General features: G+C 60.7%; 11 protein-coding genes. 9 read left to right on the plus strand and 2 right to left on the minus strand.

Annotated features, from left to right (window positions below):
* The first annotated feature begins 2 nt into the window (after positions 1 to 2).
* A complete protein-coding gene (locus tag ACQY7R_RS21105) occupies positions 3 to 1,064 on the plus strand; it encodes a DUF1559 domain-containing protein (protein ID WP_428307531.1) in 1,062 nt (353 codons plus the stop codon).
* Positions 1,065 to 1,538: 474 nt separating this feature from the next.
* Positions 1,539 to 2,255 (plus strand): FKBP-type peptidyl-prolyl cis-trans isomerase, encoded by a 717-nt coding sequence (locus tag ACQY7R_RS21110; protein WP_428307532.1) that lies wholly within the window; start codon positions 1,539 to 1,541, stop codon positions 2,253 to 2,255.
* 121 nt (positions 2,256 to 2,376) lie between these two features.
* On the opposite strand, the gene ACQY7R_RS21115 is transcribed toward ACQY7R_RS21110, so the two are convergent.
* Positions 2,377 to 3,852, minus strand: a complete 1,476-nt coding sequence (locus ACQY7R_RS21115) for a DUF4139 domain-containing protein (protein WP_428307533.1) — start codon at positions 3,850 to 3,852, stop codon at positions 2,377 to 2,379.
* Positions 3,853 to 3,977: 125 nt separating this feature from the next.
* Positions 3,978 to 5,201, minus strand: a complete 1,224-nt coding sequence (locus ACQY7R_RS21120) for a hypothetical protein (RefSeq protein WP_428307534.1) — start codon at positions 5,199 to 5,201, stop codon at positions 3,978 to 3,980.
* 222 nt (positions 5,202 to 5,423) lie between these two features.
* Here ACQY7R_RS21120 and ACQY7R_RS21125 point away from each other — a divergent pair, with 222 nt between their 5' ends.
* The 7 genes from ACQY7R_RS21125 (at position 5,424) to ACQY7R_RS21155 (ending at position 12,743) form a co-directional block, all read left to right on the plus strand.
* Entirely contained in the window at positions 5,424 to 5,807 is a 384-nt protein-coding gene (locus ACQY7R_RS21125; protein ID WP_428307535.1) for a BlaI/MecI/CopY family transcriptional regulator, read from the plus strand.
* A gap of 97 nt (positions 5,808 to 5,904) precedes the next feature.
* Complete coding sequence (locus ACQY7R_RS21130) at positions 5,905 to 6,861, plus strand: M56 family metallopeptidase (RefSeq protein WP_428307536.1); 957 nt, start codon at positions 5,905 to 5,907, stop codon at positions 6,859 to 6,861.
* Between the two features lie 110 nt (positions 6,862 to 6,971).
* Positions 6,972 to 8,081 (plus strand): hypothetical protein, encoded by a 1,110-nt coding sequence (locus tag ACQY7R_RS21135; protein WP_428307537.1) that lies wholly within the window; start codon positions 6,972 to 6,974, stop codon positions 8,079 to 8,081.
* Positions 8,082 to 8,137: 56 nt separating this feature from the next.
* Positions 8,138 to 8,413, plus strand: coding sequence for a hypothetical protein (locus tag ACQY7R_RS21140; protein WP_428307538.1), 276 nt, complete (start codon positions 8,138 to 8,140; stop codon positions 8,411 to 8,413).
* A 162-nt stretch (positions 8,414 to 8,575) separates the two neighbouring features.
* Positions 8,576 to 9,469: a cobalamin-binding protein gene (locus tag ACQY7R_RS21145; RefSeq protein WP_428307539.1), complete on the plus strand. Its 894-nt coding sequence runs from the start codon at positions 8,576 to 8,578 to the stop codon at positions 9,467 to 9,469.
* Positions 9,470 to 9,902: 433 nt separating this feature from the next.
* The gene (locus ACQY7R_RS21150; protein ID WP_428307540.1) at positions 9,903 to 11,333 is read left to right on the plus strand and encodes a hypothetical protein; all 1,431 of its coding nucleotides are present in this window, start codon (positions 9,903 to 9,905) and stop codon (positions 11,331 to 11,333) included.
* Positions 11,334 to 11,693: 360 nt separating this feature from the next.
* Positions 11,694 to 12,743 (plus strand): DUF481 domain-containing protein, encoded by a 1,050-nt coding sequence (locus tag ACQY7R_RS21155; protein WP_428307541.1) that lies wholly within the window; start codon positions 11,694 to 11,696, stop codon positions 12,741 to 12,743.
* The last annotated feature ends 93 nt before the right edge of the window (positions 12,744 to 12,836 follow it).

Below are 12,836 nucleotides of genomic sequence, written 5' to 3' on the forward strand. Positions count from 1 at the left end.
CGATGCCAAGCCGATCGATTCAACCACGCCAGCCCTCCGGCGGCTTCACGCTGGTCGAACTGCTTGTCGTGATTGCGATCATCGGCGCATTGATCGCCCTGCTGCTGCCGGCGGTGCAGGCAGCTCGTGAAGCCGCTCGCCGCACGCACTGCATGAATAACCTGAAGCAAACTGCTCTCGCCGTTCTCGATTTTGAACAAGCAAAGGGCGAGCTGCCTGCCGCAGGGGCGTTCGACGCGGTCGAGAAATCGATGAAATTTCAGAGCAGCGGTCAGTATTTTCGCGTCGATCTTCGCTCGGGAACCGATCAAAGTTGGATCGTCAGCGTGCTGCCTTACATGGAGCAACAACAAATTGCTTCGCAGTTCGCTAAAGACCGCCACGCAGCAGCCAATCCCTCGAATCCTCAGGCTGCTCAACCGGCGCCATTGCTTTGCCCCAGCGAGGAAGCCCTGGGGCGCGTCTATCAGTGGCGCGGCGTCGATGGATCCAGCACGCCAGTCCCCTTCGGCAAAGGCAACTACGCCGGCTTCACCGGCCCGTTTCACGTTGATGACTACAACTCGCCAGGGGCGATTCGGCTGTTTGGGCAAGCGATGCGTCGCGTCACCGACGGGGCGTCGCAGACCGTGGCGATTTCCGAGGTGAGGACGCGGGATCACGAGTTCGACCAGCGCGGCGCGTGGGCCCTCCCTTGGTCTGGGGCTTCGCTATTGGCATTCGATGCGCATCCAGTCTGGTACGAGGATTCAATTAGTAACGATCAGCAAGAGTACGGCGAGTTCATTTTCTCGACGCGGAGCTTGGGGTACACCCAGCCGCCTAACTCGAAGAACCCCGATGTGCTGTACGAATGTCCCGATTTGAGCGCCGAACAGCTGGAACTGATGCCTTGTACGAATAGTGCGGGCTACATTTCGGCGGCGCCGCGATCGAACCATCCCAACGGAGCGTACACCGCGTTCCTCGACGGCAGCGTCCACTTCTTTTCGGACGACATCGACGAGCCCCTCATGGCCCATCTGATTTGCATCGCTGACGGGCAGGTTGTTACCGTTCCATAGTGCGGCTGGCGGCGATGCGTTTCATTTGGTCGCTTAGCTTGCGACTCCCCTACCCATGGACGATGCGACATCCGAAAGAAGCTCCTCGCCTGCATGGATCGGGGGCATCTTCGCAGGCGTGCTCCTCGCGGCGACCGCTTGGTCATGGTCGTTCATACAACAGCCAGCCGACGCATGGTCGCCAGAGCAGGCGAAATCGTTGCAAGCGGCCCGCGACGCCGTCCATGACGCTCGGGGGGGCGGCTTGCGAGTTTCTGACGATTCTCAGGAGTTAGAGCGGGCTCAGGCTATGGTAGACCGGCTAGAAATCGACCTCGAAGAGGCTCGCACATTCCGCGGACGCTGGGCCTCTCGTGTGGCCGCCGGCGGATTGGCCCTGACGATATTCTGCGGATTGGGGTATCTTGCCACTCGGGGGGATTGAGCGCCGTCGCCTGATTCGCCCGCTCAGATTTCCCTCCCGGAGTTCTTAACGTGAAGATTCGCCTCCTCGCGATCGCCGCTCTGTTGTGCTCGGCGTCGCTCACCTCCAACGCTCAAGAAACCTTGCCTGCTGCCACTCCCCCTGCCGGCCCCGGCGCTGCCGCGGCCCCTGCTGAGAAACTCGACGCTCGCCATTGGAGCTACGCCATTGGCATCGACATGGGCAAAAGCTTCGCCGCCAACAGCCTGCCGCTCGATCTCGACAGCTTGATCGCCGGGCTTCGCGACGGTCTCTCGGCGAAGGCACCGCAATATTCGCCAGAGGTCTGCGCTCAGGCCCTGCAACAACTCGCCACGCAGCAGATGTCTTCCATGCAAGAAAAAGACAAGCAGTTCCTCGTGACGAACGCCAAGGCCCAAGGGGTCCAAACGACTCCGAGCGGGTTGCAGTACAAGGTGATTTCTAAGGGCAAGGGCGAAGGCGCTTCGCCGACCAAGGCCGACACCGTTACCGTTCACTACCGCGGCAAGCTGATCAATGGCGAAGTCTTCGACGAATCGTACGGTCGCGGCGAGCCGACTAGCTTCGGCGTCGGCCAAGTGATCCCCGGTTGGACCGAAGGTCTGCAGCTGATGAAGGTCGGCGACAAGTTCGAATTCGTCATTCCGGCCGAGCTGGGCTACGGCGCCCGCGGCGCCGGCGAAGTGATTCCGCCGAACGCGACGCTGATCTTCGAAGTCGAACTGCTCGGCGTGAAGGGTAAGTAGTCGACTGCGGTCGATCGACGCGATGCACATGCGAAGAAGCGGCGCCAAGTTGGCGCCGCTTCTTTTTTTGTCTCGCGAAGCAGCATTAGTACCCCCGGGGCAAGCCCGGGGGCTCGCCGCGTTACAACTTGCTCGCCGCTTCCAGCGTTACGTTGTTCTGCTTCACGTTCGTTCCCTGTTGTTGCACGATCGTAAAGTCGAGCGTTTCGTTCTCGCCCGGCTTCACTTGCGTCTTCAACTCGACGGTCTGGTAGTCGTGCAGCTTCGGCTCAAGGCTGCTCACGAACGCGATATGCCCGTCGTAGGTGCGACGAATCTCGACGTCGATCGGCTTGCTTGTGTAGTTGCGAATTCGCTGTTCGTATTCGGTGCGATCGGCCCAGCCGACGACTGAGGCATTTTCTTCCTCGCGACGTGCATCGTCGCCCACAAGCTTGAATGTGCTCGTGTTGTGGATTTGCGTCCAGATTTTCTCGCGGCTAACGCCCTTCTTGATTAGTTCGAAGACAACTTCGGGGTCGACGCCCAGGTTCAGCTCGATCTTGTCGCCGATCGGAATGTATTTCACGGTCTGCTGCGCGAGGTACGACAGCCCATCGCGGCCGTTGTTGCGAAAGACGCGGACGACGCCGTCGGGGAGCGGCGTTGTGCCGAGGTGCGATTCCTCGTCATTGGCGAGGAGGTACATCCGCACGAGTTGTTCGCCGTATTCGCGCGGCCGGTAGAGATATTCGATCTTCAGCGGAGCATCGTCCGCCTCGAAGCTGCGGAGCCGCTTCGACCAACCGTTGGGAATCGTTTCGGTTCCTTCGACCGTGTAGATGAAGTATTCGCTGAGGCCTTCCTTAACGATTTGCTTGGCTTCGGCTAGCATGCCGCTGCCGCCCATCGCGCCCATGGGCGCCGCGGCGTCCATGGCAGCTCTGTCGGCCTTTGCAAAGAACTCCCGGGTGGCTTGCGATTTCAACTCACGCCGGGCGAGATCTTCCATCTCGCTCACCTCGCTGGCTGGGATTTGGGCGAGCTGTGCAATCTTCTCGACGAGGTTGATTGTGCCAACCACGAGCCGCACTTGCGCGTCTTCGTATTCTTCGCCGCTGTTGTTCGTGATGCGGACGAAGCCTTCGAGATCGAGCGTCGCTTCATCGCCGTCAGCAACGGCGACGTAGTCGGCGCTCCAAGTGATGCCGCTCGTGAAGTATGTAATCTGAACGGTCGCTTCGCCGTCGAACTCGCTCTGCACGTTCCAGTACAGCATCTGCGGCTTGTCGTGCGGAAACGTCGTGTCGAGCAGTTCCAGCTTGTCGGCCGGTTTGAGAATCGTCAGCTCGACCGACGACGGATCGATGAGCGTGTTGGCCCACGAGAATTGCAGCGGGTTGAGGCCTTTCTTGAAGCTGATGACGCGAGTCTCGCGGACCAACGTGATGTCTTCGCTGTTATAGATCGTGAGCTGGACCGAGTCGCGTGACGGAACGGTTGATAGGTCGATGTTCTGGGCGGATGAACAGAGCGGCGTCGCGGCGCTGCAGGCGAGCATCGTGAGTAGGATGGCTGTCTTGGAAAGCAACGAATGACGTGAATATCGAGTGTTCATTGGAGTTTCGTGAATATTGAGAGTTGAAGTGATCAACGTGTCTTCGAGGGTTCGGACTGGTCGCTTAAGCGACCAGTCCAGCGGCGGGGACACGGGGCCCATTGCGAGCGCCCGCGTCAGCGGCATCACCACTCATTCTTCAGCGTGATGTGCAGCTTCAGCACTTGCTTCTCCGCCTTACCGTCCTCCCCCGCGGCAGGCAGTTCGGCGTGAAAGACCAGCTGCTCGGCGTTGCTGCGCTCCTCATCCGGCCCGTCGGCGAACGTCGTCTCTTTGCCAAGTTCCCACTGCACGTCGCGGGCGTTGTCGCCGCGAACCTCGTTGCGCAAGTGACGCAGATTCTCGATCACGTCGAGTCGTACCGGCTGCTTCTTAAAATTCTCGACCTCGAACTTCACGATCAGCTCTTGGTCGTAGAGGTTGCCCGAGACGCGGCGGGTTTCGTTCTTCTCGATCGTGCGCTTCACCACGACGTCTTGGGCGACGCCGAGGTAGAGCCGCATCTCGTCGTCGCGGGGCGTGAACTTTCCCCAGTCCTCGCCGAGGAAGGCCGTGCCTGCTTGCGGATCGTCGCCGCCGCCTGCGATGAAGATCCGTACCTTGCCGAACGGCAACGCCGCCTTGCCGAGGCCATGCTCCGCATCATTCTTGATGACGTAGTGCATCGGCACCCGCAGCTTGTTCTGGGCGCGATCGAGGTACTCGTACTCCTGCGGATTGCAGGTGTAGGTCTTCTCGATCGGCACCGCCTTGAACCGCTCGACGAGCAGTTCTTTCGTTTCGTTCAGCCCGACAGGTTGCGAGAAGTTTGGCCCGAACCCCGCCCACAAATTGGCGCCGGCGAATTCTTCGTTCGCAAGATTCTTGAGCCGCATGAATTGCGAGAGGTCGAGCGTCCGCTCGTCGTTCGAGGCAACCGCGCGGTAGTTGAAGCTTTTCGTGAGGTTGCCGAGCAGGTAGCTGATGCGAACTCGCGCAGCGCCCGCTTCGCTGGCCGAAACGCTCCAGACGAGCGCTGATTCATTCGGCGGATAGCTAACCGACAGCACCTTTACTTCGGGGGCGTCGTCGCCTTTGTCGCTTACGACGCGGAACACGATCGTGCCGGGATCAATTTGCGTGTTCGCCCAACTAAAGTCGATCTGGTTCTCGCCCTTCACCAGCGGCACGATCCGCTCTTCCTCAACGAGCGTCGCCTGTTCGTTGTCGAGTTGGATTTCCACCCGTTCGCGAACAGGTAGCGTGATGAGTTTCACCCGCCCCCAGGCGACCCCGGGCGAACCTGCTAGCACGCCGAGTAGCGTCGCCGCGAGAAGTTTGCGGGATAAAAGCATTCGTCGGATCGCCATCTGAAAATCCCCTGCAAGCGGTGAAACGCCCGCCCAATTCGGCGGGCGACGCAGGATTGGATGCGCGAGCGCCAGCAAAGTTCCCACTGGAACTTGCCCGCCAGAAAAATTTCCTTGACACGTTTACGGCGTCCGCCGTATGCTTCCGTTCGTTACGGCAATCGCCGTAGCCGCGGGTCAACGACCCGCCGGAGCGCCCTAGAAAACAGGCGAACCACAATAATGCCCAAGAAAGAAATGCCCAGCCTCGGCGAGCTCGAAGCACGCGTCTTGCAACTCATCTGGGACCGCCAACCCTGCACCGAACGCCAAGTCTGGGAACTCATTCAACAAGAACGCCCTGCCGCCCGCACGACGGTTCTCAAGACGATCCAGCGGCTCGAAGCGAAGGGCCTGCTCGCGCGGCAAGAGAACTCGGCGCCGATCCTCTGGCGGGCAGCGGTCGAGCAACGTCGTGCACTGCCGGAACTGGTGCAACGCTTCGTCGACGGCGTCCTCGGCGGCTCGGCGGAACCGCTGGTTGCGTACCTCGCCGGCCAGAAAAAACTTTCCGACCGCGACGTCGCCGCGCTGCAGAAGATCGCCGAGAAACTCGCCGAACAGTGACGCCGGCGTTTCGCTCTGTTAGCCCCCGGCTCTTCAAGCCGGGGATCGCGTTCACGCTCGAGTCGCGTACCACCTTCTCGCCACCGAGGCACCTCTGATGACCGACCAACTCAACGACTTGTCCGCTGCATGGGCGCTGCTCATGTGGAACATCGCTTGGCAATCGGCGTTGCTGGCCGCGGCCGTCGCGACCCTTTGTTGGCTGCTCCGCCGCGAATCGCCCGGCCTGCGTTACGCACTGTGGCTTGCGCTCTCATTGAAGCTGCTGGCGCTGCCGCTGTGGAGCGTCAACATCCCCGCTCCCGAGTGGTTCAACAGTCCAGTGCACATGGAGCCCGCGCTCGCCCAAACTCAACCCACTGGACTGGTCGCTTCAGCGACCAGTGAGCCCGTCGCACCGCTCGCCGTCCCGATCACGCCGCAAGAGCTTAAAACCAAGCCACGCACACAAACGCCACACGTTTCCTTCTGGCACTCGCTCAGTCGCCTCACGCTTGCCACCTGGCTGCTGCTCGGCTGGGCGGTGGTCGTCCTCGTCGCAGTCGGCCGCATCGGCTGGCAATTTCGCTCCTTACGACGCCTGCTGGCGACAACCACCGCCGCCGGCGAAGTGGAAAGAATCGTCGTTGAGCAGTGCGCCGCGCGGCTAGAACTCGCCAAGCTTCCTAGCATTCGCATCATCGCCGGCGACGGTTCGCCAATGGTCTGCGGTCTACTCCGCCCGGTGCTCATTCTGCCGACTGCGTTGGTCGAACAGATCGGCGCTCCCGCCCTGCGGCAAATCATTCTGCATGAACTGGCGCATCTCAAACGCCGCGACCTGCTCACCATCTGGTCCGTTCAAGCGATGCGGACGGTCTATTGGTTCAACCCAATCGTCCACTGGATCGCCTACCGCGCCGGCCTCGAACGCGAGCTCGCTTGCGACCGTCTTGCGATGCTCAACAGCGGCGCGAATGCGACGACTTATGCTCGCACGTTGATCGACGCCGCCAGCGGCCGATCGCAACCATTCGTCCTCAACGCCGCCGCAACGGCACGATTAACCGGTTAAAAAGCCGCGACCGGCGGTCGCGGTCCCCCCGCGGTCTCCCGTCGCATCACGTCACTCAATCCAATACCAAAATGCCCGCGACCACCGGTCGCGGCTTTATGGAGGTCGTCATGTCATCGCAATCGAATGGTTTCGGCCCGTGGAGTACGGCGCTCGACAACGGCACGCGGCTGCAATTGAGCGCTTTTTGGCGGCAGCGAATGGCGGGGCTCGCCCGATTGCCATTGGGGCGTCGATTGAGTCGGCGTTGGGCGGCCTGCGGAATCATCGCAACGCTGCTGCTGGCGGGGACGCCGCTTGTTGAGTTGTCGTCGGAAGCAGTTGCCGAGGAGAAGCCGTCGGCGGTGCAACAAGTTGATCTCAAAACAGACGGTAAATTTGTTTGGCGATTCTCGAATGGCTTAGAGGTCGAGTTGATCGGACTCGCTAAGAACCCTTCGAAGGGCGAAGTATGGTGGAGGCCCGACGGATCGCCGCTGTCGGACGCATCGTTGCCGCCAGCCCGTTACCGCTCGAGTGGCGGCGAAGTTCGCGAGCTTGCTTTCCGCTGGCGGAACGTGAGTGACAACCCGGCGGATCAAACTCGGTTATGGCACACGTTGCCCCCCTACGGCGGCGCAGGAGGAGGCGTTTCTGAGAAGGAAGGCGATAGTTCGATTCTAGAAGTGACGGGAGTGACGTTCACGAGCGGTCTCAAGGCGGCGACCGTTACGTTCACTGCCAGCGTCTCGTCGACTCCATGGAAGAAGGCCTTCGAGACTGATGGGCGAAACGCTTCCTCTACCGGGCTCATGATGGATGGCAAACCTCTAAGTGCAGCGTTCGCGACGGCGTACGAGACCAAAACCGGAATCGCCATCACCGCGAGCTACGGACTTGGCAATCAATCCGAACGCCTCGTCCTCTTCGATAAGTCGGGAAAAGATTTGCTCCCGACGCGTCAACGCGGCGTCGGCTCCACGCACTTCACTCAAACGACGTTCGAGTTCGACGGCGTAACGCTAGCCGACGTCAAAAGATTTGAATTGCAAACGCAAACTCGCACGCTGGAGACCGTCGAATTCCACAACGTCTCGTTGCAGCCAGGCCACGCGACGAAGGTCGTCATCGAGTCGTACGAGGTCGACCGCGCTGGCGTCGAAACCAGCTACCTGCCGATCGAGGCGCGTATCGCGATTGCGGAAACGGCCGAAAACAGATTGATCGCGAGTCGATTTTAGGTCCGCTCACTTCCGGCGAGGAGGTCGTTTTCCTCGACCCGCCAAGCGACGAAGAGGTGTTGCGAGTCTTCAACAAAACGGTCGGTCCAAGCTTCCTGCAACAGATCGGTTTAACGAAGAAGAAAGAGCTGCCGCTCGATCAGGTCGCGAAGATCGAAAAGGTTAAGTTCGAAGAAAAGGTCGATCCGCCGCGGCACTACCCCATGATCGGCGAAGCCCGCCAAGTGCACACACTCTACACGTGCGAATTTCAGTTGAAGGATGGAAAGACGCACAAGCTCTGCGTCGATCACAATCATCTGCATATGCCTACGCCAGATAAAGACAACTAGCCGGACCGCCACGCGGTCCGGGCCGCGGCGGTGACGATATTGAGCTTGAGTAGGAAAGACGCAACGTAGCGCGACCCGGAGGGCGTGGCCCTCCGGCTGCAAGGGAGAGGTGCGATTGCTGATGGGTGTGAAACGGTTGGAGCGAGACGATAAGATGTGCGCATGCCACGAATCGTTTCTCTGCTCCCCGCCGCCACTGAAATGATCTGTGGTATCGGCTTGCGCGAGCAGCTTGTCGGCGTGAGCCACGAATGCAACTATCCGCATGGGCTCGAGGGGTTGCCGCGGCTCACTCGCAGCCGCATCGATTCTTCGGCCGACAGCGCTGCCATTGATGCTCAAGTGAAGGCCCTCGCGGCGACCGGCGAATCGTTCTACGAGGTCGACGCTGATCGTCTCGCGGCTCTGCGGCCCGATTTGATCGTCACGCAAGGCGAATGCTGCGACGTCTGCGCTGTGAGCTTGAGCTCAGTCGAGCGAATTGTGGCCGAACGCAAGGAGTTGCGCGAGACGCAGGTGGTGGCGCTCAATCCTGAATCGCTCGACGAGGTGCTGGCGGATATCGAACGAATCGGCGCCGCGGCTGGGGCGACGGTGGTGGCGGAGCAATATGTTCTATCGCTCCGCGAAAGGATTGCCGATGTGCGGGCGGCAGTCGAAGCCAGCACGGTCCCATCAGCACGCCGGCCGCGCGTCGCGGTGATCGAATGGATCGAGCCCCTCATGACCGCCGGCAACTGGACGCCCGAACTGGTCGAACTCGCCGGCGGCAATTACGGCCTCGCCGAGGCGGGCCGCCACAGCCCCTACGTCGAGTGGCGGCAGATCGTCGAGTTCGCCCCCGAGGTGCTCGTCATCGCTCCTTGCGGGTTCGATCTGGAGCGGAGCCGGCAGGAGGCGGCCTGCCTGGAGCAGCTCCCTGGCTGGGCGGAAGTGCCAGCAGTCGCCCAGGGGCGAGCGACGGTGATCGACGGCGACGCCTACCTCAACCGGCCAGGTCCGCGGTTGATCGAGAGCCTGGAACTACTGCGTCGGCTGATCGCTGCGGCGGACTGATGTGAAGGTTGGTCGGGAAACGCCCACGCCAGCCGTCGGCCGTTTGGTCTCCCCTCTCTGTGGGGGGGCGGGGCAAAAAGAATTGGCTAAGAAATTTTTACCCGATCGGAAATCTCTTTGTAGCCTCGCGAGCCTCTATTTTCCGGACAATCTGCGCTCGCGACCCCTTTTAACTCGATTCGGGCGGGTTATTCTAGCGAGCGGTGGCGACCCGCAAGGAAATCTTCTCGCTTTGGGTGGAGAGGAGAAGTGGCGGCTCGAAGGCACGCGGCCGTTAGGGCCTGTTTTTGCCGGGAATAATTGCGACTGCAGATTCGTGCTGTAGAATTTGCGGATCGCCGAATAGGTTCCCCAAAATGCCTAGTCGCTCGATTTTGTCAGTTGAGAATCAATCCCCCATTTCCCCTAGTTAGAGCCTTTGGAGGGCGCCCTGATGGTACGACGTGCTGTGTGCCTGCTGCCAGCGATCGCGATGCTGGTAGTAGGGTTCGCAGGACAGGCCGATGCCGGCTTGTTCAAAAAGAAGTGTTGCGGCGGTTGCGAACCCGCCCCGTGCGGCTGCGATGCAGCCCCGGCTTGCGACACTGGTTGTGATGCATGCGGCGGAGCCCCCGCCGGTTGCGCCGACTGCGCGGCTGAAGCCGCTCCGGCCCCGACGACCGTCCTGAAGACGGTCATGGTGCCGACCTACGTCACCGAAAAGCGTACGGTCACCGTGACGGAGTACAACAAGGAAGAACGCACCAAGACCTACACGGTCAACAAGCGCGTTCCGGTCCAGGAAGAGAAGACCTGCACCTACACGGTGATGGTCCCCAAGACCGAAACCAAGACGGTTACCTACAACGTTTGCAAGCCGGTCTACGAGACGAAGACCAGCGAGTACACGGTCATGGTTCCGCACACCGAAGCGGTCGAGCAGACCTACACGGTGAACGTGCCGGTTTACGAGGACAAGACGGTCGAATACACCGTCAACGTTCCGTACACCGAAGAGCAAACGAAGACCTACACGGTCAACGTTCCGACGTACGAGGATAAGGTCGTCACCTACACGGTGAACGTTCCTTACACCGAACAGCAAGAGCGCAGCTACACGGTGAACGTTCCCCACACGGAACAAGTCACCAAGACCCGCACGGTCACGAAGCGCGTTCCTGAGACGGTCATGAAGCAAGTTCAGGTCAACACCGGTCACTGGGAAACGCAAAGCGTTGCCGGTACGGATGCCTGCGGTTGCCCGACGACCTGCTGCAAGCGCGTTTGGGTCTGCGGTTGCGAAACGAAGGAAGTTCCCTGCACCACCTACAAGTGCGTGACGGAAGAAGTTCCTTACACCTGCAACGTCACGACCTGCAAGCAGGAAGTCCGCACTTGCACGGTGAACGTCAACAAGTGCAAGCAAGAGACCCGTGAAAAGACCGTCAAGGTCTGCAAGATGGTTCCTCAGGAAAAGACCTGCACCTACACCGTGCAGAAGTGCAAGCCTGAGACCCGCACCAAGACCGTCAAGGTCTGCAAGATGGTTGCCGAGACCAAGACCCGCACCTGCAACGTGACCAAGTGCGTTCCGGAAGTTCGCACCCGCGAATACAAGGTCTGCAAGATGGTCAACGAGCAACAGACGAAGGAAGTCCAAGTGACGACCTGCGTGCCTGAAGAGCGGACCAAGACCTACACGGTCACCAAGTGGACCTGCGTTCCGGAAGAAAAGACCAGCACCTACACCGTGTGCGTGCCGGTTCAAGTTCAGAAGGAAATCGAAGTCCAAGTTTGCAAGATGGTCGAGAAGCAAGTCGAAGTCCCGGTCTCGACCGGTTGCGGCTGTGCGGCTCCGGCCCCGTCCTGCGGCTGCGGCGGCTAATTGCCGACGCTAGCTGGTTCGACGGCGAACTGAGCTTGAAGAGACAATAACGACGGCGGCCGGTTCCTTCGGGAATCGGCCGCCGTTTTTTGTTGCAGTAGCCGCGGGTCAACGACCCGCCGGAGCCGTTGTTAATGGGGAATGCTGAATGGGGAATGGGGCAGTACTGTCGCCTCCCCATTCCCTATTCCTCGTTCGACATTTGTTTGCGGTTCGCTCCGGCGGGGCGTTGCCCCGCGGCTGGCCCGCTAGCATTCCCGCATCCCCACTTGCCGTTTTCACCCCAATTCAGTATTCCTCGGCGCCTTTTTCGTCGCGACCTCGTCGCTCCTTGTCTGTTTGTTCAACGGCCTGATGGCGATGCTGTATCTACGAACGATCATCGCGTGCTGCGCGGCCTGTCTGTGGGCGTCCTGCGCAATGCCGCTGGCGGCGCAGCGGTACGCCTCCGAGCCGCTGCCTGCGCCGACGCAGCCGATTCTTGGTTCTCCGCAAGGCCCGGGCGTGATCGACCCCTCCCCTGCCCCGGCCTCGGAGCCAGTGACGCCGGCGCCCGCGTCGCCGTCAAGCGAGACCATGCCCGCTCCCAGCACGGGAGCCGGCACGTGGGCGGAAGAGATCGCCGCTCCGCCGGGGCCGTACGATTCATTGATGGAACTCATGCGGCCCGGCGTCACTCCCGAGACGCTGGCCGACTCGATCGACGTGACGCCCCCGCCTGTATACGAGTGGTATCAGCCAGCCTACTGGTTCGGGCCGACGCCGTGGGACGCGGGCGTGCAACTTGGCATCAACGGCAGCGAAGGCAACAACAGCGTTTTCAGCATGCGCACGGGCGGTCACCTCAACCGAGTAACTGACCGCTGGAAGCTGAAGTCGAGCCTCAACTACAACAAAACCGTCACCAACGGCATTCAAACCCAGAACAACGGCGTCCACGACCTGCGGCTTGATCGCGTGCTCGCTGAGACGAAGTGGACGCTGTTCGTCCTCGAGAACTTCATTTACGACGAATTCCAATCGTACGATGTCCAGCTGTCGCTCAACTCGGGTCTTGGTTACCAGTGGATCAAGACCGACTCGACCGACCTCCTCACGCGCTTGGGCGTTGGTACGTTGCGCGAGTTCGGCGGCGTCGAAGATGATTGGCAGCCGACCGCACTGGCCGGCTTCGACTTCACGCGGCAGATCACCAAGATGCAGCGGCTCACCGCAAAGGTCGACTACTTCCCGGAGTGGGAAGACTTCGGGAACTACCGCGTGCTGGCCGACTTCGGTTGGGAGATCCAACTCGACCAGCCGAAGAACATGAGCCTCAAAGTTTCGGCCATCGACCGTTACAACAGCTCGCCGGACGGCTCGACGCCGAATGCGCTCGACTACGCGGTGATGCTGATTTGGGGGCTGTAGAGGGTTCAGTGGTTGGGGTTCAGGCTTTAGGGAATGCTGGCGGCCGGTTGCTTTCAACATGCCGGCGTCTTCCTATCCCATTCTCACCTTTTC

It is taken from the genome of Lacipirellula sp., assembly GCF_965279485.1.
Lineage (GTDB): Bacteria > Planctomycetota > Planctomycetia > Pirellulales > Lacipirellulaceae > Lacipirellula.

Bases quoted from the DNA above. Each gene is read 5' to 3' on its own strand.
- ACQY7R_RS21115 (WP_428307533.1), bottom strand. From the start codon at position 3,852: ATGAACACTCGATATTCACGTCATTCGTTGCTTTCCAAGACAGCCATC.
- ACQY7R_RS21130 (WP_428307536.1), top strand. From the start codon at position 5,905: ATGACCGACCAACTCAACGACTTGTCCGCTGCATGGGCGCTGCTCATG.
- ACQY7R_RS21105 (WP_428307531.1), top strand. From the start codon at position 3: ATGCCAAGCCGATCGATTCAACCACGCCAGCCCTCCGGCGGCTTCACG.
- ACQY7R_RS21155 (WP_428307541.1), top strand. From the start codon at position 11,694: ATGCTGTATCTACGAACGATCATCGCGTGCTGCGCGGCCTGTCTGTGG.
- ACQY7R_RS21125 (WP_428307535.1), top strand. From the start codon at position 5,424: ATGCCCAAGAAAGAAATGCCCAGCCTCGGCGAGCTCGAAGCACGCGTC.
- ACQY7R_RS21150 (WP_428307540.1), top strand. From the start codon at position 9,903: ATGGTACGACGTGCTGTGTGCCTGCTGCCAGCGATCGCGATGCTGGTA.
- ACQY7R_RS21120 (WP_428307534.1), bottom strand. From the start codon at position 5,201: ATGGCGATCCGACGAATGCTTTTATCCCGCAAACTTCTCGCGGCGACG.
- ACQY7R_RS21135 (WP_428307537.1), top strand. From the start codon at position 6,972: ATGTCATCGCAATCGAATGGTTTCGGCCCGTGGAGTACGGCGCTCGAC.
- ACQY7R_RS21145 (WP_428307539.1), top strand. From the start codon at position 8,576: ATGCCACGAATCGTTTCTCTGCTCCCCGCCGCCACTGAAATGATCTGT.